Here is a 19,608-nt window from a genome sequence, read left to right as displayed (position 1 = left end):
CCGGGTACCCTCACGGAGCCCGGGTACGGGCCACACCCTGACGACCTGCGTAAACCCTCTGGAGACTGACGACGATGGCCGACCGGGTCACGGTGATCGGCTGGGACGGTTCGCCCCTGACCGCCGCGGCACGCGCGGCCCTGGGCGCGGCCACGCTGGTGGCAGGCGCCGCGCACCACCTCGCGCTCCCCGAGGTACCGCACACCGCCGAGCGGATGCGCCTAGGCAGCGTCGCCCTCGCCGCCCGCCGCATCGCCGGACACCGCGGCACCGCGGTGGTGCTCGCCGACGGGGACCCCGGCTTCTTCGGTGTCGTACGGACGCTGCGCGCACCCGAGTTCGGCCTGGAGGTCGAGGTCGTACCGGCCGTTTCCTCCGTCGCCGCCGCCTTCGCGCGCGCCGGGATGCCCTGGGACGATGCCCAGGTGGTCGTCGCACACCGACGCACCCTGCGACGCGCGGTGAATGTGTGCCGGGCCCACACCAAGGTCGCCGTCCTCACCTCACCGGGCGCCGGCCCCGCCGAACTCGGCCTGCTCCTGGAAGGCGTTCACCGCACCTTCGTCATCTGCGAGGAACTCGGCACCGAACGCGAGCGGGTCACGATCCTCACCTCCGACAAGGCCGCCGACCACACCTGGCGGGACCCGAACGTCGTCATCGTCATCGGCGGGCCCGTCACCGCCGCCGCCGAGGGCGGAGGCTGGATCGCCGGACGCGAACCGGCCGCCGGGCCGCGCGGCTGGACGCTGCCCTCCGCGGCGTACGGCGGCCTCATGGGCGAAGGCGAGCTGGAACCGCTCCGCGCGGCCCAACTCGCCCGCCTCGGCCCGCGCGTCGGCGACCTCGTATGGGACATCGGCTGCGGCAGCGGCGCCTTCGCCGTCGAGTCCGCCCGGGCCGGCGCCGCGGTCATCGCCGTGGACGGCGCGCTCGAAGCGTGCGTCCGCACCGAGTCCTCCGCCCGGCACCACGGCGTCCAGCTGCAGGTCGTGCACGGCAGCGCCCCGCACGTCCTGGAGAACCTGCCCGAGCCGGACGTCGTCCGGGTCGGCGGCGGGGGAGCGGTCGTGGTCTCCGCGGTCGCCGACCGACGCCCGCAGCGCATCGTCACCCACGCCGCCACCCGCGACGCCGCCGAACTCCTCGGCCGCGACCTCACGGAACACGGCTACCAGGTCGCGTGCGCCCTGCTGCAGTCCGTCGAACTCGACACACGGGCCTGGACGGAGAAGGAACGCAGCGTGGTGTTCCTGCTCAGCGGGGTCCTGCCGGAACGCGCGGGCTGATCCCGATCCCGTCCCCGTGATCCTGTTGTCGTACTGCGCGCGGTAGGCTGGCCGATCGTTGTACCGCACTCGGTCACCCGGCGCTTCGTCGGTCAATGTCCGGAAAGCACACCCGTTTTGGGGTGGCTGTGGTACGGCAGAACCGGAGGACGCGCAACGTGGCGCAGTCCACAGCGGTCTCGTCGCGGATCATGCTGTCGCGACGGGGGAACGGCCGCGACAATGCCAGTTAATGGCTTTGTCGTCATTTGCCGACGGGTCGTTCGTGCCGCTGGGCACGCACGCTCGTTCTTCACTACGGGGGCGGTCGGTGCGCCGTCCCCGGTGAGCAGGTCGTAGAAGCACTAACCGATGGGCGAGGGGTACGCATGACCGACACCGGCCAGGTCCCGGGCGAGGGGCTGCCGGAGAACGCAGGCATGGTGGAGCAGCCGGGCGCCCCCGCGCACGGTGCGTACACCTACCTCTCCGAGACCACCGCCGAGGACGAAGACCTGTTGCTGCTGCCGGGCGCCCAGGGCGCATGGGGCAACGAGGTTCCGCCGCCCGCACCGGAGCCGGTCGTCGAGGCCGTCCACGAACCGGGCCCGCACGAGACCGCCGGCCGCGACAGCGGCAACGTGGACCTGGGCGGCGTCCGCCTGCCCACCCCGACGCCGCCGTCCACCCCGGCGGCGACCGCTCACCGCCGTCCGCTGCACCTCGGCCCGCCGATCCCCGACCAGTCGGCCAGCCCGGTCCGCTCCCTCGCCGACCGCGGCCCCGCGGGCACGCCCGCCGGCCGCCCCGGCCCGTACCCGACCGGTCCCGAGTACCTCGACGTCCCGCAACTCGCCGAGACGGCCCCCCAGAGCGCGTCCCCCTGGGGCGCCCCCGCGCCGGGCACGGTACAGGCCCCGGTGCACACCGAGGCCTCCCCTGCGGAAACGGTTGTCCCGACAGCCGAGCCCGTCGCCGAGCCGATGGGCACAGCCCAGGCCGCCGCAGCCCGGCTCGCCACAGAGGCGGTCGCGGTGGCGGCTCCGGGGACGGCGGAGGCAGAGATGGGTGCGGGTGCATACGGTGTGGAGGGCGCCGAGGATGCCGAGGGCGCGCTCATCGCGGAGGGCGCGGAGGGCGCGGAGTTCGCGCAGGACGGCGAGGCGTCGTACGGCGGAGAGGGAGTGCCGGGTTCCGGTGGGGTGTCGGGGACGGACGGTGCTCCGACTCCCACAGCTCCGGCGGTTCCGGCGGGCGCGGTCGGGCCGGAGGCCGGGCAGGCGCCCGCGGACGCGGCTGGTTCGTTTGGCGAGGTGCCCGGGACTTCGCCTTCCGAAGCGGGGACGACGCCGGAAGGCGCCGCGCTCGTAGCGGAGGGCGGGCAGGCTCCCGGGGCCGGGGCCGGGGCCGGGGCCGGATTCGCGGGCGGTGCCGGAGCCGATAGCGAAGCCGAAGCCGAAGCCGGTTCCGACGCCGGTCCGGTGGCCGAAGGCCTTTCGGCGCCGGACGCAGGGCAGGTGCCTGAGGGTGCCGCGGTGCCGGATGCAGGGCAGGCGCCTGAGGGTGCCGCGGTGCCGGATGCAGGGCAGGCGCCCCCCAGCCCCGTCATCCCGGGCGCAGGGCAGGTGGCCGAGGCTTCAACCGCTCCCGAAGCGGACCCCTTGCCCGGCACGGGCGTTGCCCCGGATGCCGCTCAGGCCCCGCTGACCGTAACCGCCCCGGACGCCGGGCACCCCGCAGAGGTCGCCGCCCCAGCCCCGGACGCCGGTCAGACCCCCGTTGCCGCAGACACCCTGAACGACCCCGACCCCGACCCCGACCCCGAGGCCGTGCCCGTCGCGGAAACAGCCGTCGTACCGGAGCCCGCGCACGCTCCGGACGCGGCCGTACCGGAGCCGCCACACGCCCCCGATCCCGCCGCCCCCATGACCCCGCAGGCCCCCGACCCGGCCGTACCCGAGCCCGTGTCGGATCCCGCCCCGGCCATGTCCGCGCCCGAGCCGCAGACCCCCGAATCCGCCGTGCCCTTCCCGGCGGCACCGGATGCTGCACAGCCTCTCCGGCCCGCCGACGTCGAGAGCCCCGCGCCGGCCCGGCACGAGCACCCGGTCACCGGCGTGCATCACACGCAGGGCCCGCAGCACGCGGCCCCGCACGTGCCCCCCGTCGAGACGCCGGACGCCGTGGCGGCGCAGGCGCAGGGCATGGCCGTAGGCACGCCGACGAATGACGCGGAGGAGGCTCAGCCGCTCGCCGCCGAGGACGTCGCCCCGGCCGAACCCGTCGACGAGCAGGCGCAGTTCGAGGCGCCCGCCGCCCCCGACCACGGGGGCGATGCCACGGTCACCCTCCCGGTCGCCGGTGTGTCCGAGGAGCCCGTGGGCCAGTTCGTCCCGGTGGAGGGCTCGGTGCCGACGACCCCGCACCTCGCGCCGACGCCCCCGGAGGCCCTTCAGCTCCCGGTGGACGACCACCAGGAACCCCAGGTCGTCGTCCCCGCCCCGCGGGACGGAGACGCCGAGCCCGCAGCGGCGGAGCCCGACCCCGAACTCGTACAGCACGCGGAGGATCTGGACACCCGGGCCGCCGACCTCGAAGACGGCACGGCCGTAGTGCCAGGAGCGCCGGAGCCCACCGGCCCGGCCGCGCCCGCCTACGAAGACACCGAGCGCGAGGCCGTCCTGAAGGTCATGCGCGAACGCCGCGACGTCCGCAACGGTTTCCGCAGCGACCCCATCCCGCACGAGGTCCTGCTCCGCGTCCTGGAGGCGGCGCACACCGCTCCCTCCGTGGGCCACTCGCAGCCCTGGGACTTCGTGGTCATCCGCTCCGCCGACACCCGCCGCACGATGCACGAGCTGGCCATGCGTCAGCGCGACGCGTACGCCAAGTCGCTGCCCAAGGGCCGGGCGAAGCAGTTCAAGGAACTGAAGATCGAGGCCATCCTCGACACCCCGGTGAACATCGTCGTCACCGCCGACCCGACCCGCGGCGGCCGGCACACCCTGGGCCGGCACACCCAGCCCCAGATGGCGCCGTACTCCTCCGCGCTCGCGGTCGAGAACCTCTGGCTCGCCGCCCGCGCCGAGGGCCTCGGCGTCGGCTGGGTCAGCTTCTTCGACGAGCGCGAGATGGTCCGCACCCTCGGCCTGCCCGAGCACCTCGAAGTCGTCGCCTACCTCTGCGTGGGCTACGTCGACGAGTTCCCGGAGGAGCCCGAGCTGATGCAGGCGGGCTGGTCCAAGCGGCGCCCGCTGTCCTGGGTCGTGCACGAGGAGACGTACGGCCGCCGCGCCCTGCCCGGCGAGGACCCGCACGACCTGCTCGCCGAGACCGTCGCGCAGATCCGACCGCTCGACGCCAAGGCGCTCGGCGAGGCCTGGGAGCGGCAGAAGCGGATGACGAAACCCGCGGGCGCCCTCGGCATGCTGGAGATCATCTCCGCCCAGCTCTCCGGCCTGTCCCGGCAGTGCCCGCCGCCGATCCCGGAGCCCGCCGCGGTCGCGATCTTCGCGGCCGACCATGGTGTGCACGCGCAAGGAGTCACCCCCTGGCCCCAGGAGGTGACGGCCCAGATGGTCGCCAACTTCCTCGGCGGCGGCGCGGTCTGCAACGCCTTCGCCGGCCAGGTGGGCGCCGAGGTCTGCGTCGTGGACGTGGGTGTGGCGACCGACCTCCCCGCCACACCCGGCCTCCTGCCCCGCAAGGTCCGCGCCGGTACGTCCGACATGACGACCGGCCCCGCGATGACCCGCGAGGAGGCCAAGCAGGCCATCGAGGTCGGCATCGAGACGGCCCGCGACCTGGTGGCGGCCGGCAACAAGGCGCTCCTCACCGGCGAGATGGGCGTCGCGAACACGACGGCGTCGGCGGCCCTGATCTCGGTCTTCAGCGACACGGACCCCGCCGAGGTGACCGGCCGCGGCGCCGGCATCAACGACGAGACCCTGGCCCGCAAGACCGAGGTCGTCCGCCGTGCCATCGAGGTCCACCAGCCGGACCCGGCCGACCCCATCGGCGTCCTCGCCGCCATCGGCGGCTTCGAACACGCCGCGATGGTCGGCCTCTTGCTGGGCGGCGCGTCCCTCCGCACCCCGGTCATCCTCGACGGCGTCAGCGCCGGCGCCGCCGCCCTGGTCGCCCGCGCCATCGCCCCCGAGGTCCTGGCCGCCTGCATCGCCGGCCACCGCAGCGCCGAACCCGGCCACGTGGCGGCCCTCAACAAACTGGGCCTCCGCCCCCTCGTCGACCTCGACCTCCGCCTCGGCGAGGGCACGGGCGCACTCCTGGCCCTGCCGCTGGTCCAGAGCACGGCACGGGCGATGCACGAGGTGGCGACGTTCGACTCGGCGGGCGTAACCGAGAAGTAGCGGTTCCTGAACGGGGAGATCCCGCAGGACGGCGGGAGGGAGGGGCTGCGGGACGACGGGAGGGCCCGCGGTCCAGCACCCTGGGCCCGTTGCCGGCCCGCCCTGAGCCTCCGGGCAGCCGCCCGTGGGCCTCCGGGCAGCCGCCCGTGGGCCTGTGGGCAGTCGTTCCGCAGGGCGGCACGGGTGGGCACGGACCCACGCACCCGCACCCGGCGACGAAGCCCAACCACCGGACACCTGACCCGCCACACCCGCCCGCCCCGTAAAATCCGCACGTCAGGGCCACCGCACCGCCGTAAAGAGGAGCCGCACCCTCATGGCCGAACACCCCGCCTACCCCGTAGGCCTCCGCCTCACCGGCCGCCGGGTCGTCGTCCTCGGTGGCGGCCAGGTCGCCCAGCGCCGTCTCCCCGCCCTCATCGCGGCCGGCGCCGACATCCTCCTCGTATCCCCCGAAGCGACCCCCTCGGTCGAGGCGATGGCGGACGCCGGCGAGATCACCTGGCACAAGCGCCCGTATGCCGACGGCGACCTCGCCGACGCCTGGTACGCCCTCATCGCCACCAGCGACCACGAGGCCAACGAAAGCGCCTCGGCGGAAGCGGAGCGCCACCGCGTCTGGTGCGTCCGCTCCGACGACGCGGATCAGGCGACGGCCTGGACTCCCGCCACCGGCCACAGCGAGGGCGTCACCGTCGCGATCCTCACCACCGACACCAAGTCCCGCGACCCCCGCCACACCGCCGCCGTCCGTGACGCGGTCGTCGAAGGCCTCCGCGACGGCAGCCTCGTCGCCCCCCACCACCGCACCCGCACTCCCGGCGTCGCCCTGGTCGGCGGCGGCCCCGGCGACCCGGACCTGATCACCGTCCGGGGCCGCCGCCTCCTCGCCGAGGCCGACGTGGTCATCACCGATCACCTGGGCCCCCGCGATCTGCTCGCGGAGCTGCCCCCGACGGTCGAGGTGATCGACGCGGCGAAGCTGCCGTACGGCCGGTTCATGGCCCAGGAGGCCATCAACAACGCGCTGATCGAGCACGCCAAGGAAGGCAAGTCGGTCGTACGTCTCAAGGGCGGCGACCCCTTCGTGTACGGACGCGGCATGGAGGAGGTCCAGGCGCTGGCCGAGGCCGGCGTCCCGTGCACGGTCGTGCCCGGCATCTCCAGCTCGATCTCGGTCCCGGGCGCCGCCGGCATCCCGGTCACCCACCGGGGCGTGGCCCACGAGTTCACGGTGGTCAGCGGTCACATCGCGCCCGACGACGAGCGCTCCCTGGTCGACTGGCCGTCCCTCGCCCGGCTGACCGGCACGCTGGTGGTCCTCATGGGCGTCGCCACGATCGGGAAGGTCGCCGAGACGCTCATCGCCCACGGCAAGTCCCCGGACACGCCGGTCGCCCTGATCCAGGAGGGCACGATGGCCGCCCAGCGCCGGGTGGACGCGACCCTCGCGACGGCGGGCGAGACGGTGCTGACCCACGAGGTGAAACCGCCGGCGGTGATCGTCATCGGCGAGGTGGTCAAGGTGGGCCCGCACCCGCCCGCGTAACCCGGGGTAACAGAACCCGTCCCGAGCCGTTGGCACCGCACGTACGACAAGGCAGTATCACCCTGTGGCCGATCTCATCACCGTCGAGGATCCCGACGACCCGCGCCTGCACGACTACACGGGCCTGACCGACGTAGAGCTGCGCCGTAAGCGCGAACCCGCCGAAGGCCTGTTCATCGCCGAGGGCGAGAAGGTCATCCGGCGGGCGAAGGACGCGGGCTACGAGATGCGTTCGATGCTGCTCTCCGCCAAGTGGGTCGACGTCATGCGCGATGTCATCGACGAACTCCCCGCTCCCGTCTACGCGGTCAGCCCGGAACTCGCCGAGCAGGTCACCGGTTACCACGTGCACCGCGGCGCGCTCGCCTCCATGCAGCGCAAGCCGCTGCCCACGGCGACCGAACTCCTGCAGACCGCACGCCGGGTGGCGGTCATGGAGTCCGTCAACGACCACACCAACACCGGCGCGATCTTCCGCTCCGCCGCGGCCCTCGGCATGGACGCCGTGCTGCTCTCCCCGGACTGCGCGGACCCGCTGTACCGCCGCAGCGTGAAGGTCTCGATGGGCGCCGTCTTCTCGGTGCCTTACGCCCGCCTGGACACCTGGCCCAAGGGCCTGGAGTCGGTCCGCGAGGCCGGCTTCACCCTCCTCGCCCTCACCCCGGACGAGAAGGCCAAGACCCTCGACGAGGCCGCGCCGCACCGCATGGACCGGGTGGCCCTGATGCTCGGCGCCGAGGGCGACGGCCTGTCCACCCAGGCCCTGGTCGCCGCCGACGAATGGGTCCGCATCCCCATGTCCCACGACGTGGACTCCCTCAACGTGGGAGCGGCGGCCGCGGTCGCCTTCTACGCCGTGGCCACGGGCCGCCCTCAGCTCTAGGTCCTGATCCAGGTCCTGCTCCAGGGCCTGGATCAGGACCTGGAGCCGCCCGCAACCTGCCGCCCGTCCGACGACGACGGCTCATGCGGTGGTACGGCCACCCGCTCCTGCTGTCGTACGAACGTCCCGGTCACCGCCGAGCCCCCGCGAGGGTCCCTGGCAGCCCTGGGCCGCCGCGATGCCGAGCGCGACCAGCAGGGTCACGACGACGAACACGAACAGCCGCTGCCGCAGCAGCCGCGGATTGGCGGGCCGTCGCCCGGCGCCCGTGGTCCGGGGAACGGGACGACCGCTGCCACCGCCCGCGCCTCGCGGCGCTGGTCTGCTGCCGTTGCCCGAGCGCGTCGAGTTCCGTGCCGCGGGCATGGTCCGCGGACTCCCCTGCCGGGGGGCCGACGTGCCGCCGCCGCGTGAGGCGTTGGCACCGCGGGGAGTGCCGGCGCCCCGCTGCGGAATCCCGTTCCGGGACGACGGCGCCGTGTTCCGCCCGGTGACAGGGCCGCGCGGCCCGGAGGCGGATCCCCGGGGCGCGGGCGGTCCGCTCTGCGTGCCCGGCGGCAGTCCGGGCTGGCCGGGCTGACCCTGAGGGCGCCGCAGGAGGCCGCGCTCGGGGTAGGTCTCGGCGAGCCGCCCGGTGGGCCGGTCCGCGTCCCCGGAGCGGGGCGCGGGTGGACGCGCCTCGGCGAACCCCTGTGCCTCGCGGGCCGCGATCTCCTTCAGCCGCAGCGACAGCTGGAGAGTGCTGGGGCGTTCCTCGGGGTCCTTGGCGAGACAGGCCCGCACGAGGGGGGCGAGCGCGTCGGGAACGCCGCGCAGTTGCGGCTCCTCGTGCACCACCCGGTACAGCATCACTTCGGAACTGCCGTGCCCGAAGGGCGAGTCGCCCATGGAGGCGTACGCCAGCGTCGCGCCGAGGGAGAACACGTCCGTGGCGGGCGTCACCGCGGCGCCACGCACCTGCTCGGGGGCGAGGAAGCCGGGCGAGCCGACGGCCGTGCCGACGTGGGTGAGGGTGGAGGCGCCGGTCGCCCAGGCGATGCCGAAGTCGATGATCCGCGGCCCCTTCGGGGACAGCAGGATGTTGGACGGCTTCAGGTCCCGGTGCACGACCCCGGCCTCGTGCACGGCGACCAGGCCCTCGGACAGGGCGGCCCCGACGGCGGCGACATCGGCGGCAATCAGCGCCCCCTCGCCGGCGACCTTGTCGTGCAGGGAGGGGCCGGGTACGTACTGCGTGGCGAACCAGGGACGTTCGGCGTCGAGATCCGCCGCGACCAGCCGGGCGGTGCAGCCGCCCCGGATCCGCCGGGCCGCCGACACCTCGCGCGCGAACCGCGACCGGAACTCCTGGTCCTCCGCCAGATCCGGTCGGATGACCTTGAGCGCGACCCGCTGCCCCTTCTTGTCAGAGCCCAGGTAGACCACGCCCATCCCACCCGCGCCGAGCCGTCTGTGAAGTCTGAATGAGCCGACGACGCGCGGGTCCTCGCGCCTCAGGCGCATCATCGCCATGTTCATCCCCGCTGCCCGGTCCCTGTGACGTCGCACAGCTTACGTTTCCGCGGCCGCCTGCGCGCAGAGGCCGCGCCCTCTCGGCCCGATGGATTGTCAGTGCCGGGTGGGAGACTTGAAAGGTGGTCAGGGAACGTGCGGGCAGGCGGACTTCGGGAGCGTACAGATGCCAACAACCCGTCACAGAAGGGCGATTGAACCCGTGAAGGGCGATCGCGTGGAGATCGTCGTGGACGCCGGGGACACGACGTGCACAGACGAGGCGGTGGCGAGCAGGGCGGGCCGCCGAGTGGAGACCGCGGTGCGCCGGGGTGCCGTGGAAGTGAGCGAAGTCACCCGGTGGGGGTTCCCCAGGCCCTTTAGGCAAGTGGGGGAGGGGCTGTGGTGCGCACGGCCCGGTTCATGGCCAACCGGGTTCTGGCGCTGGTAGGACAGCCGACACCCCGGGCGGACAGCTCGGAAAAGTCATGACACGGCGGGCACCCCCTCCGGGGAGACCCCGAGGCCCGCGACTCCGTCTCCACCCTGGGGAGTACTCCACCGGGAACCGCTCATCCTCCGGGAGGCCCGGCAATCGGTACGAGGGCATGACGCCCCCAGCCCGCCGCGCCCTTAGATTTGAAGTCAAGCGGCGGGTGCAGCACTCGTCCCCCGAGGTCAGACACCCGCCGCTGCCAACGACAACTGAGTTCGGTCAGGAGAGGGACCATGGCCCAGACGGCACCGCGGACGATGATCCGCACGCAGGGAAGCAGGGCATACAGCGCCGCGTCCCACCCCCGCCGCCAGGGCCGCCGCCACCCCTTGGTGGCAACGGCGATGGCCCTTCCCCTGGCGGTCCTGCTCCTGGTCGTCTTCGACGGCTGGGAGACAGTGACCACACAGGCGTCGTCCGTGGGCGTGATGCTGGGGCGCTGAGCGGCGACCCCAGGCCCGGAAGAGCGGTCCGGGCGGGGACATCCACCCATGAAACCCCGTGGGGACGGGGGTGCGGCGGACGGCACAAATGCCGGCGCAGCTGGGGAGCTGCGCCGGCATTGCTGTGCTGGCCGTTGCGCCTGAGCCGGCGCCGCTCTCGCGGACGTGGTTCCTCGCCGTCGTGGTATCTCAATCGATGGTTGCGGTGCGAGGGGCAACGCGGCTGACTCCGGCTCACGCGTGGCCGGGGCGCACGCCGGGGCGCACACCATCCGGACGTCGATGCGACGCCGTCCGGCGGAGGGCTACCGTCCGGCCAAGCTGCGGGCACGCGTGCCGCCTGGGGCGATGGGGGAGGGTGGGCGCAGGCGGCACCCCGCTGGCGCCGGGCCGCGTGACCCGCCCCCGCCCAGCCCCACGCCGGGCACCCCGTCGGCACAGTCCACGCCCACCCGAGTACCGGCCCCGTCATACCCGAGTACCGGCCCCGCAACACCCCGGCCGCCAAGCCCTCCGTACGCTCGCCACCAGACCTCCCACCCGCACACGCAAAGGGCCTCGTGACCGCCAACCCCCTCCTCCCCGCCCTCACCGCGAAGGCGAGGGCCGCCGCCCACGCCCGTACCCCTGCCTGCCCTTGCGGAGTGGGTGCCGTCACCCTCGCCGACCGCTCCGACGCCACAGTCGTCCGGCACGAGGACACCGTCGCCAAGGCGCACGCCCCCGACGCCACCCCCACCGACCTCACCGCCCGCCTCACCGTCGCCACCCACCTCCCGGACGTCCTGCTGCCCCCACTCACACAGGCTCCGGTCACACTCCACGGCCGTGTCGTGACGTTCTGGCCGTACGGCACCCCCGTAGACCCGGAGAACCCCGACACCGCCCCCTGGGAAGCCGCCGCCACCCTCCTCGCCCGCCTCCACGAGACCCCCGCGCCCGCCGCCCTGCCCCCCATGCGCGGCCCCGCCAAGGCGGCCCACTCCGTCGCCCGCCTCCGCGCCCTCGCCCCGCACCCGGCCGCGCCCCCCGTCCTGCGGGCGTGGACCGTGCTGCCCGCCTGGGCCCGCGCCGAGACCGCCATGCCGGACACCACCACCCTCTGCCACGGCGACTTCCACCTCGGCCAACTCGTCCGCCACCCCGCCCCGGACGGCCCCTGGCGACTCATCGACGTCGACGACCTCGGCACCGGCATACCCGCCTGGGACCTCGCCCGCCCCGCGTCCTGGTACGCCTGCGGCCTGCTCCCAGCCGGGGAATGGACCCGCTTCCTGGCCGCCTACCGCGCGGCCCGCGGCCCCGCCGTCCCCGCCGAGGGCGACCCCTGGCCGGCCCTGGACGTCCCCGCCCGCGCCCTCACCGTCCACACCGCCGCCCGCGCGATCGCCAAGGCGGCAGCCGCGGACCGCCCGCTGGACGAGGTCGAGCAGTCGCTCGTAGACGCCTGCGACCGAATGAGTTCCGCCCCACCGCAGTTGAGCCCACACTCGGCGAAGTAGTGTGCAACCGACCGCAGCCGGACAGAGTCTGTCCTGGCGAAACACGAAGCAGGACCGACCGGCGAGGAGTTGAGCCGACCATGCAGTGTCCGAAGTGCCATGCGCCGATGCACACGTACAACCGCAACGGCGTCCAGATCGAGCAGTGCAGCGGGTGCCGCGGAATCTTTCTCGACTACGGCGAGCTGGAGGCGTTGTCCCGCGTGGAGTCCCAGTGGTCCCAGCCCGCCCCACCGCCCCCGCCGGCCCCACAGGCGTATCCCGCCCCGCAGGCGCCCGCCTGGGGCGCCCCGCACGGCGGCGGCCACCACGGCGGTCACTACGGCCACAAGCGTCACAAGAGCTTCGGCCACATGCTGTTCTCCAGCTGACCGGACCACGATGAAGCCCCCGGCCGTACGAGACGGCCGGGGGCTTCGACGTGTGGACGATACTGGGATTGAACCAGTGACCTCTTCCGTGTCAGGGAAGCGCTCTCCCGCTGAGCTAATCGTCCTCGGGATCACAACCCGGAGGCTGTGGATCTTGCGTGCGCGATACTGGGATTGAACCAGTGACCTCTTCCGTGTCAGGGAAGCGCTCTCCCGCTGAGCTAATCGCGCGGGTCCGGATCGTGCCCACGAGCGGCAGATCCAGTGGACGATACTGGGATTGAACCAGTGACCTCTTCCGTGTCAGGGAAGCGCTCTCCCGCTGAGCTAATCGTCCTTGGAGGTGGAGACGGGATTTGAACCCGTGTAGACGGCTTTGCAGGCCGTTGCCTCGCCTCTCGGCCACTCCACCAGGAGTGTAGGGGGTCCGGGCGGACCCCCTGTTCCTTCGAGCGGACGACGAGGCTCGAACTCGCGACCTCAACCTTGGCAAGGTTGCGCTCTACCAACTGAGCTACGTCCGCTTGTCGTTTCGTTCCGCTCCCGCGGCCCGGCGACGAGTTGAACTCTAGCGGATTCCGGTGCCAGTACAAAAACGCGTTTGTGCAGCGTGCTGCGCTGCACATGCCCGCGGACCTGGCCGGGCAGCCGAAGCGACATGGCCAGGCCACCTGCGGGAGACCCGCCATAGACTCGACTGCGTGCCCGACCTGCTGCCTCTCGCGCGTTTCGGCGACCGCGTCGCCACCGGCCTCCTCGATGTCACCAGCGACCCCGCGGCTCTCGACTCCGCCGGGTTCTGGGCCGTTTGTGCGGACTTCGAGGGCGGGCTGACCTGCGCCCGCTTCGCCGATGTACGGCACGAGCGCGTGCCCGCCCCCGTGCCGAGCCGGTGGCGCGGACCGGCGACCCGTGACTGGACGTCGTCCCTCGATCGCGCCGCGTACATGGCAGGCGTCCGGCGTGTCCGCGAGTACATCGCGGCCGGCGAGGTCTACCAGGCGAACCTCTGCCGTGTGCTCTCCGCCCCCGTTTCGCCCGACGCCGACGTGGACGCGCTCACCGCGCTGCTGGCCCGGGGCAATCCGGCACCGTATGCAGGAACGATCCGGCTGCCCGCCCACGGGGTGGAGATAGCCACGGCCTCGCCGGAACTCTTCCTGCGCCGGTACGGCCGGGTCGTCGAGTCCGGCCCGATCAAGGGCACCGGACGCACCGAGGCGGACCTCCTGGAGAAGGACTACGCAGAGAACGTGATGATCGTGGACCTGGTGCGCAACGACCTCGGGCGTGTCTGCGGCACCGGAACCGTGACCGTGCCCGATCTGTGTGCCGTCGAGATCCATCCCGGCCTGGTGCATCTCGTCTCCATCGTCCGCGGTGAGCTGCGCGCCGGCGCCGGCTGGCCGGAGCTGCTCGCCGCCGCCTTCCCGCCCGGCTCGGTCACCGGGGCGCCCAAGTCGAGTGCGCTGAGGATCATCGACGCGCTGGAAACGGTGCCCAGGGGGCCGTACTGCGGAGGCATCGGCTGGGTCGACGCCGACCGGGGGAGAGGCGAGCTGGCCGTCGGCATCCGTACCTTCTGGATCGACCGGCCGGAGGGCGTCCTGCGCTTCGGCACGGGCGCCGGCATCACCTGGGGTTCCGACCCGGAGGGGGAGTGGCGGGAGACCGAACTGAAGGCGTCCCGGCTGCTCGCGGTAGCGTCGGGAACGTACGAGGACAGTGGAGCGGGAGTCTGACGCGCCGGCCCCGGCTGACCAGACACGTGCGCATGCTTGCGAGGTAGAACCAGTGAAGCTTTGGCTCGACGGCGGTCTGCAGGACATCGAGGCCGCCCGTGTCTCCGTCTTCGACCACGGCCTGACCGTGGGCGACGGCATCTTCGAGACGGTGAAGGCGGCCGACGGCAAGCCCTTCGCGCTCACCCGCCACCTCGACCGGCTGACCCGCTCCGCCCGCGGCCTGGGCCTGCCCGACCCGGACCACGACGAGGTACGACGTGCCTGCGCCGCCGTCCTCGACGCGAATCCGATGCCGCTCGGCCGGCTGCGCATCACCTGTACCGGCGGTCACGGACCGCTCGGCTCCGACCGCGGCGAACACGGACCGACCCTGGTGGTCGCCCTCGGTGAGACCACCCGGCGCCCCGACTCCACGGCGGTCGTCACCGTGCCGTGGACCCGCAACGAGCGCGGCGCGCTCACCGGCCTGAAGACGACCTCGTACGCCGAGAACGTCGTCGCGCTCGCCCGCGCACGCCAACAGGGCGCCTCCGAAGCGCTGTTCGGCAACACGGTCGGGCAACTCTGCGAAGGCACCGGGTCGAACGTCTTCGTCGTCCTGGACGGCGAGATCCACACCCCGCCGCTCGCCTCCGGCTGCCTCGCGGGCATCACGCGCGCGCTGACGATCGAGTGGACCGGGGCGAAGGAGACCGACCTGCCGCTGGACGTCGTGGAACGGGCCGACGAGGTCTTCCTGACGTCCACCCTGCGGGACGTCCAAGCCGTGCACCGGGTCGACGACCGGCTGTTCGCGGGCGTGCCCGGTCCGGTGACGGCCAAGGCGATGCGGATCTTCGACGAGCGGTCCCGGGCCGACGTCGATCCCCTCGGAAAATGAGCTGACCTGGTCGGCCCCGGCGGGTAGAACACCCTTGATGACCACGACCCTGCGGCCGACCGAGCCGCTTCAGTACCACGCGGACGGGACGCGCTCACGCCGCTACCAGGTGTGCGTGAACAGCCGTCCCGTGGGCGGGCTGCGCCTTGGCACCTCTCCCTCCTTCGGTGACACGGTGGCCCGCATCCTGGATCTGCGTATCGAGGAGCCGGACCGGCGGCGCGGCCGGGCGACGGTGGCCGCACTCGCCGCGGAGGAGGTGGCGCGCGGCTGGGGCTGCAAGCAGATCGAGACGGGCGTCCCCGCCGACGCCGGAGCGGCGCTTCGGCTCTTCCAGGCGCTCGGCTACGTCCTGCGCAACCGCGGCATGCGGAAGCAACTCGGCGACCCGCCGCCCGAACTGCCCGCCGACAGCCGGGCGCGGTCCATGACGGAGGCCGAGTTCGAATCGTGGCACGAGCACGAGGCCGAGCGGTACGCGCGCATGTGGACCGAGCGGGGTATGCCCGAGGCCGAGGCGTACGCCAAGTCGCGGCGCGATCACGAGAAGCTCCTGCCACAGGGCCTGACCACCGAGAACATGCTGTTCAGCGTGCTGGAGCACGAAGGTGTGGGCGTGGGCACCCTGTGGATCGCCCTTCAGGACGGCAAGGCGTTCGTCTTCGACGTCGAGGCCGTGGCGGCCCACCGCGGACACGGACACGGCCGTACGCTGATGCTGCTCGCGGAGAGCCAGGCGATCGCCGCCGGGCGGCGTGCCGTCGAACTCAACGTGCACGCGGGCAACATCCCGGCCGAGCGCTTGTACGAGTCACTCGGCTACGAGACGACGCTGTACGCCCTGTACAAGCCATTGTTGTAAGCCCCTGTGGTCAGCCCGTGGCTCAGGCCCCCTCGGCGAGCAGCCGGTCCGCGGTCTCCTCGATGCGCTCGCGCAGCCCTTCCTGACTCCTGCTCCCGTCCAGCCGCTCACCGCCGATGACATACGTCGGCGTGCCGGTCACGCCGATCGCCTTGCCCTCGGCCTGGTCGGCGTCGACGATCAGGATGTGCCGGCCGTCGATCAGGGCGGTATCCAACTCCTCCGCGTCGAGACCGAGTTCACGCGCGATCTCGACCAGGAAGGGTTCTCCCTCGCGGTCCAGCTCCTCGACCCGGGCCAGGACCGCTTCGACGTACGGCCAGCCCTGCCCCTGCTCCAACGCCTCCTCGGCGGCCTGCGCGGCGGCGAAGGCGTGCTTGTGCTTCTCCAGCGGGAAGTGGCGCAACCGCAGCTCCAGCCGGTCGCCGTAGCGGGCTCGCAGGGCGCGGAGATCGTCCAGTGCGCCACGGCAGTCCGGGCACTGCAGCTCGCACCACACGTCGAGAACGGGTGTGGCGGCGGGGGAGGGGGAGTCGCTCATGGTCACAGTCTCCCAGCCCCGGCGCGGACGACCCAATCGGCTCCCGTACGCCGCGGGGCCGTGCGGCATCGGCCGGCACTTTTGGAGGAGGCGACCCGGAGATGTCCCCGATGTCCGCCCGGACCATGGCACGCCGGGGGTCGGACGGTGCAGGATGGAAGGTACGAAGTGCCCGACCGAGCCCTGCCTGGAGGCCGGATGATTGCCGAGACCGTCTGTTCCGCCGTCGCCGCGGCAGGCCTGGGCATCGCGGCGGTCACGGCGTACCGCAAGCGTTTCCTCGCGGCCACCCGCATCGCGGCCTACTCCCTCGTGCCGCTCGGCCTGGTGATGACCGGGGTCGTCGACTGGGTCGCCGACACCGCGTTCAGTCCGACGGCCTGGGCGGGCTTCGGCGTGCTCGGTGCGTCCTGGGTGCTGTTCGCGGGGACGCGCGCGGTGGAGCGCCGCCGCGGCGGCACTCGCAAGGAGCGCAAGGCCGCCGCCCGGTCCGCACAGAGTGACGCCTTGGCGCCGGCGGCCTCGGCGCCCTCCCTGGGCCCGGCGTCCCGCTCGACGACCCGCCCCGCGACCGCACCCCGTGCCGACAAGGCGGACGACTTCAGTGACATCGAGGCCATCCTGAAGAAGCACGGCATATGACGGCGGCCTGCCGGACTGAAACGACACAGTCGACCGGCGCGCAGCCAGAAACGATCACGGTCTGAACCGGCCGTCACGGAATCCGGCGAACTCCCGTACATTCCGGGCGTGCTGATCGCGCCGGGGCCATCACCTGCGCCATCATCGCCGCGAGATGCTGGACACGACACAGAGCGAGGCCGCGCCGCCGCAGGACGAGCCGCGCGGATGCCTCTTCGCCCTTTCCCAGCCACCGCTGATGATCTTCCTTGCGGTGATCGGGTGTCTACTGCTCACGGCCGCGTTGCACGACCTGCTGTTGCTGTGAGCCGTACCCGTGGTCCCCGGCGCCACCCGCCGGGGCCACGTCGCATCGCTGTCCGCCCGCATGGCTGCCCGCTCGCAGCGCTGTCCGTCCGGTGCGCTGAATCCGTGGGGGCGACACACCCCGCCGGAACGTGCACGGAGGCCGACCACCGTTTCCGTCGGGCATCGGCTCGCTGGGCGCATCACGCGCCGCCTGGGCATCCGCTGGAGGTCGATCGCTGATTCGGGCAGCCGGAGCGTGCTCCCCCGCTCTCAGCCCGCAGCCTCTTTCCGCCGTGCCCGATACGCGGCGACATGAAGACGGTTGCCGCAGGTGCGGCTGTCGCAGTAGCGCCGGGAGCGGTTGCGGGAGAGGTCGACGAAGGCGTGCCGGCAGTCGGGCGCCTCGCACCGCCGTAGCCGCTCCTGCTCCCCCGCCACCACGAAGAAGGCCAGCGCCATCCCGCAGTCGGCCGCCAGGTGATCGGCGACGGAGGCGCCGGGGGCGAAGTAGTGCACGTGCCAGTCGTAGCCGTCGTGGTCGGTGAGCCGGGGCGTCGTGCCCGCGGCGGCGACCAGGTCATTGATCATCCCGGCCGCGGCCCGCGCATCCGGTGCCGCGAAGATCCCCGCGAACCGGCTGCGGATCTTCCGCACTGCGGAGAGATCGAACTCCGAGAGCACCCCGATGTCACTGATTTCGTGCTTTCGTACGAAACCCTCGAGAGCGGCGACATCCGGCAGCCCGTCCGGCGTCGCATCGTCCTCCGCCGCGGTGTTCACCAGATCCACCACGGTGTCCAGCGAGCACCGGGTGTCGTGGGTGATCAGCACGTTTCGCTCCCTGGCCTGGGGGTCGGGCAGACGCCCGCCGATGCAGGCCGATGGTAATGGCTGACCGACCCCCGCCGAAGCGGAGTGACGGCCCCGGGACCCCGTACAACGCATACAGCGGCACCGCCCGGACGCGCCGGGCGGTGCCGCTGTATGCGATATGCGGTTGTCTTGGCCCGAGCCGTCACCCCGAGTCGACGGCGCCGGGCGGCTTGGCGGGAGCCTCGCCCTAGCTTTCCGCCAGGATGTGCGAGAGCTCCTGATCGAGATCGAAGTGCCGATGCTCGGTACCGGGTGGCACAGCCGCATCCGTGCGCTTCAGAAAGGACTCCAGGGCCCTTGCCGGGGCCTCCAGCAGGGCCTCGCCCTCCGGAGAGCTCAGGGCGATGCAGACGACCCCCTGGCCGTGACTGCGCGACGGCCAGACGCGGACGTCGCCGGTGCCCGTGGGCCGGTGGAGGCCCTCCGCGAGAAGGTCGCGGGCGAACACCCATTCGACGGTCTCCTCGGCACCGGTGTGGAAGGTGGCGTGCACGGCGTAGGGGTCGGCCGTGTCATACCGCAGGCCTGCGGGGACAGGCAGGGAGGACTCGCTCGACACAACGAGGCGCAGGTGCAGCTCGCAGCTGACCGTGGTGTTCATAAGCGCCAGGGCCTTTCGCTCAGTGTGCGCTCGGGGATTCGCACGTCGGCGAAATCGACATGCCACCTACGGTGCCGTTGTAAACCCCTCTGAGTGTTTTGCGTGCCTTTACGTAACTCTTCCGGCCGAGAACCTGTTCGTGAGGTACCTCCATTCCGGTGACGGGTATCTCTCCGGTAGGGTTTGGCCGTATGAGCACGGGGAGTGACGAGCCAGGCGAAGTCGCCATGGCCGCGGACGAGACCAGGGCGGGCGGAGCGAAGAGCGGGCAGTCGCTCGGCTCAAGGGCACCGGAGTTCATCAGGAAGCACCGGCTGCTGCTCCTGAGCTGGCAGTTCTTGATCTTCGCCATCGGCCTCGCGGTCGTGGTCGTGGGCATCATCCTGCTGCCCCTGCCCGGACCGGGCTGGGTGATCATCTTCGGCGGCATGGCGATCTGGGCGACCGAGTTCGTCTGGGCTCAGCTGGTGCTCCGCTGGACCAAACGCAAGGTCACCGAGGCGACACAACGCGCGCTCGACCCGAAGGTGCGGCGTCGCAACATCATCCTGACGGCGATCACTCTCGTGATCATCGGGGTGATCCTCGGTATCTACCTGGTGAGGTTCGGCATCACGATGCCCTGGAACATCGAAAACCAGTGATCGCCGCACGGGGTGCGGTGGCCGCTCGTCGCAGGTCACAGGCACCCCCTGACATGGGGTAATGTTCTTCCTGCGCCCGGGCGATTAGCTCAGTGGGAGAGCGCTTCGTTCACACCGAAGAGGTCACTGGTTCGAACCCAGTATCGCCCACCGGGACCG

Annotated in this window: 17 protein-coding genes, 6 tRNA genes and 1 pseudogene; 15 read left to right on the top strand and 9 right to left on the bottom strand. The window is 72.4% G+C overall.

The genetic code is table 11. From position 1 onward, the window contains the following. Positions 1–74: 74 nt before the first annotated feature. The 4 genes from cbiE (at position 75) to GFH49_RS37010 (ending at position 8,070) form a co-directional block, all read left to right on the top strand. Positions 75–1,289, top strand: a complete 1,215-nt coding sequence (gene cbiE, locus GFH49_RS37025; protein ID WP_155060442.1) for a precorrin-6y C5,15-methyltransferase (decarboxylating) subunit CbiE — start codon at positions 75–77, stop codon at positions 1,287–1,289. Positions 1,290–1,657: 368 nt separating this feature from the next. Then, positions 1,658–5,638, top strand: coding sequence for a nicotinate-nucleotide--dimethylbenzimidazole phosphoribosyltransferase (gene cobT, locus GFH49_RS37020; RefSeq protein WP_155060441.1), 3,981 nt, complete (start codon positions 1,658–1,660; stop codon positions 5,636–5,638). Between the two features lie 316 nt (positions 5,639–5,954). Then, positions 5,955–7,187, top strand: coding sequence for a uroporphyrinogen-III C-methyltransferase (gene cobA, locus GFH49_RS37015; protein ID WP_155060440.1), 1,233 nt, complete (start codon positions 5,955–5,957; stop codon positions 7,185–7,187). Between the two features lie 64 nt (positions 7,188–7,251). Continuing rightward, the gene (locus tag GFH49_RS37010) at positions 7,252–8,070 is read left to right on the top strand and encodes a TrmH family RNA methyltransferase (protein ID WP_155060439.1); all 819 of its coding nucleotides are present in this window, start codon (positions 7,252–7,254) and stop codon (positions 8,068–8,070) included. A gap of 81 nt (positions 8,071–8,151) precedes the next feature. On the opposite strand, the gene GFH49_RS37005 is transcribed toward GFH49_RS37010, so the two are convergent. After that, entirely contained in the window at positions 8,152–9,588 is a 1,437-nt protein-coding gene (locus tag GFH49_RS37005; RefSeq protein ID WP_196218257.1) for a serine/threonine-protein kinase, read from the bottom strand. A 196-nt stretch (positions 9,589–9,784) separates the two neighbouring features. On the opposite strand from GFH49_RS37005, the pseudogene GFH49_RS40870 reads away from it, so the two are divergent. The 4 genes and pseudogenes from GFH49_RS40870 (at position 9,785) to GFH49_RS36985 (ending at position 12,373) form a co-directional block, all read left to right on the top strand. Then, a pseudogene (locus tag GFH49_RS40870) lies at positions 9,785–10,053 on the top strand (DUF8836 family protein). 237 nt (positions 10,054–10,290) lie between these two features. Next, complete coding sequence (locus GFH49_RS36995) at positions 10,291–10,500, top strand: hypothetical protein (protein ID WP_155060437.1); 210 nt, start codon at positions 10,291–10,293, stop codon at positions 10,498–10,500. Between the two features lie 560 nt (positions 10,501–11,060). Continuing rightward, complete coding sequence (locus tag GFH49_RS36990) at positions 11,061–12,002, top strand: phosphotransferase family protein (protein ID WP_155060436.1); 942 nt, start codon at positions 11,061–11,063, stop codon at positions 12,000–12,002. An 80-nt stretch (positions 12,003–12,082) separates the two neighbouring features. After that, positions 12,083–12,373 carry a TFIIB-type zinc ribbon-containing protein gene (locus tag GFH49_RS36985; protein WP_155060435.1) on the top strand — a complete coding sequence of 97 codons (291 nt, stop codon included), beginning with the start codon at positions 12,083–12,085 and terminating at the stop codon, positions 12,371–12,373. A 53-nt stretch (positions 12,374–12,426) separates the two neighbouring features. On the opposite strand, the gene GFH49_RS36980 is transcribed toward GFH49_RS36985, so the two are convergent. The 5 genes from GFH49_RS36980 to GFH49_RS36960 all read right to left on the bottom strand — a co-directional run bounded on the left by GFH49_RS36980 (position 12,427) and on the right by GFH49_RS36960 (position 12,897). Next, positions 12,427–12,498, bottom strand: a tRNA-Val gene (locus tag GFH49_RS36980). A 34-nt stretch (positions 12,499–12,532) separates the two neighbouring features. Then, positions 12,533–12,604, bottom strand: a tRNA-Val gene (locus GFH49_RS36975). Positions 12,605–12,638: 34 nt separating this feature from the next. Then, positions 12,639–12,710 (bottom strand) — tRNA-Val (locus GFH49_RS36970). A gap of 1 nt (position 12,711) precedes the next feature. Then, positions 12,712–12,785, bottom strand: a tRNA-Cys gene (locus GFH49_RS36965). A 39-nt stretch (positions 12,786–12,824) separates the two neighbouring features. Then, positions 12,825–12,897: transfer RNA gene (locus tag GFH49_RS36960), tRNA-Gly, on the bottom strand. 177 nt (positions 12,898–13,074) lie between these two features. On the opposite strand from GFH49_RS36960, the gene GFH49_RS36955 reads away from it, so the two are divergent. Genes GFH49_RS36955 through GFH49_RS36945 form a run of 3 tightly spaced genes read left to right on the top strand, consistent with a single transcriptional unit; the run spans position 13,075 to position 15,860 of the window. Continuing rightward, positions 13,075–14,115: a chorismate-binding protein gene (locus GFH49_RS36955; protein ID WP_155060434.1), complete on the top strand. Its 1,041-nt coding sequence runs from the start codon at positions 13,075–13,077 to the stop codon at positions 14,113–14,115. 52 nt (positions 14,116–14,167) lie between these two features. Continuing rightward, a complete protein-coding gene (locus tag GFH49_RS36950) occupies positions 14,168–14,998 on the top strand; it encodes an aminotransferase class IV (RefSeq protein WP_155060433.1) in 831 nt (276 codons plus the stop codon). A 37-nt stretch (positions 14,999–15,035) separates the two neighbouring features. Beyond that, positions 15,036–15,860 (top strand): GNAT family N-acetyltransferase, encoded by an 825-nt coding sequence (locus GFH49_RS36945; protein ID WP_155060432.1) that lies wholly within the window; start codon positions 15,036–15,038, stop codon positions 15,858–15,860. Between the two features lie 22 nt (positions 15,861–15,882). Here the strand turns inward: GFH49_RS36945 and GFH49_RS36940 are convergent, their stop codons facing one another. After that, positions 15,883–16,401: a DsbA family protein gene (locus GFH49_RS36940; RefSeq protein WP_196218256.1), complete on the bottom strand. Its 519-nt coding sequence runs from the start codon at positions 16,399–16,401 to the stop codon at positions 15,883–15,885. Positions 16,402–16,599: 198 nt separating this feature from the next. Between GFH49_RS36940 and GFH49_RS36935 the strand changes: the two genes are divergently transcribed. Beyond that, complete coding sequence (locus tag GFH49_RS36935) at positions 16,600–17,043, top strand: hypothetical protein (RefSeq protein ID WP_155060430.1); 444 nt, start codon at positions 16,600–16,602, stop codon at positions 17,041–17,043. Between the two features lie 154 nt (positions 17,044–17,197). Then, a complete protein-coding gene (locus GFH49_RS39605) occupies positions 17,198–17,350 on the top strand; it encodes a hypothetical protein (RefSeq protein WP_167358920.1) in 153 nt (50 codons plus the stop codon). A 251-nt stretch (positions 17,351–17,601) separates the two neighbouring features. Here GFH49_RS39605 and GFH49_RS36930 read toward each other — a convergent pair whose 3' ends face one another. Both GFH49_RS36930 and GFH49_RS36925 read right to left on the bottom strand, forming a co-directional pair. After that, positions 17,602–18,162: a CGNR zinc finger domain-containing protein gene (locus GFH49_RS36930; protein ID WP_155060429.1), complete on the bottom strand. Its 561-nt coding sequence runs from the start codon at positions 18,160–18,162 to the stop codon at positions 17,602–17,604. 229 nt (positions 18,163–18,391) lie between these two features. Next, a complete protein-coding gene (locus GFH49_RS36925) occupies positions 18,392–18,805 on the bottom strand; it encodes an SsgA family sporulation/cell division regulator (RefSeq protein ID WP_004002642.1) in 414 nt (137 codons plus the stop codon). 191 nt (positions 18,806–18,996) lie between these two features. On the opposite strand from GFH49_RS36925, the gene GFH49_RS36920 reads away from it, so the two are divergent. Then, the gene (locus GFH49_RS36920) at positions 18,997–19,449 is read left to right on the top strand and encodes a TIGR02611 family protein (protein WP_155060428.1); all 453 of its coding nucleotides are present in this window, start codon (positions 18,997–18,999) and stop codon (positions 19,447–19,449) included. Between the two features lie 78 nt (positions 19,450–19,527). After that, positions 19,528–19,599, top strand: a tRNA-Val gene (locus GFH49_RS36915). Positions 19,600–19,608 lie beyond the last annotated feature (9 nt).

This window comes from Streptomyces blattellae, assembly GCF_009709555.1.
Lineage (GTDB): Bacteria > Actinomycetota > Actinomycetes > Streptomycetales > Streptomycetaceae > Streptomyces > Streptomyces blattellae.
The sequence above is the reverse complement of the archived record's forward strand: the minus strand, read 5'-3'. Positions and strand labels throughout refer to the sequence as shown.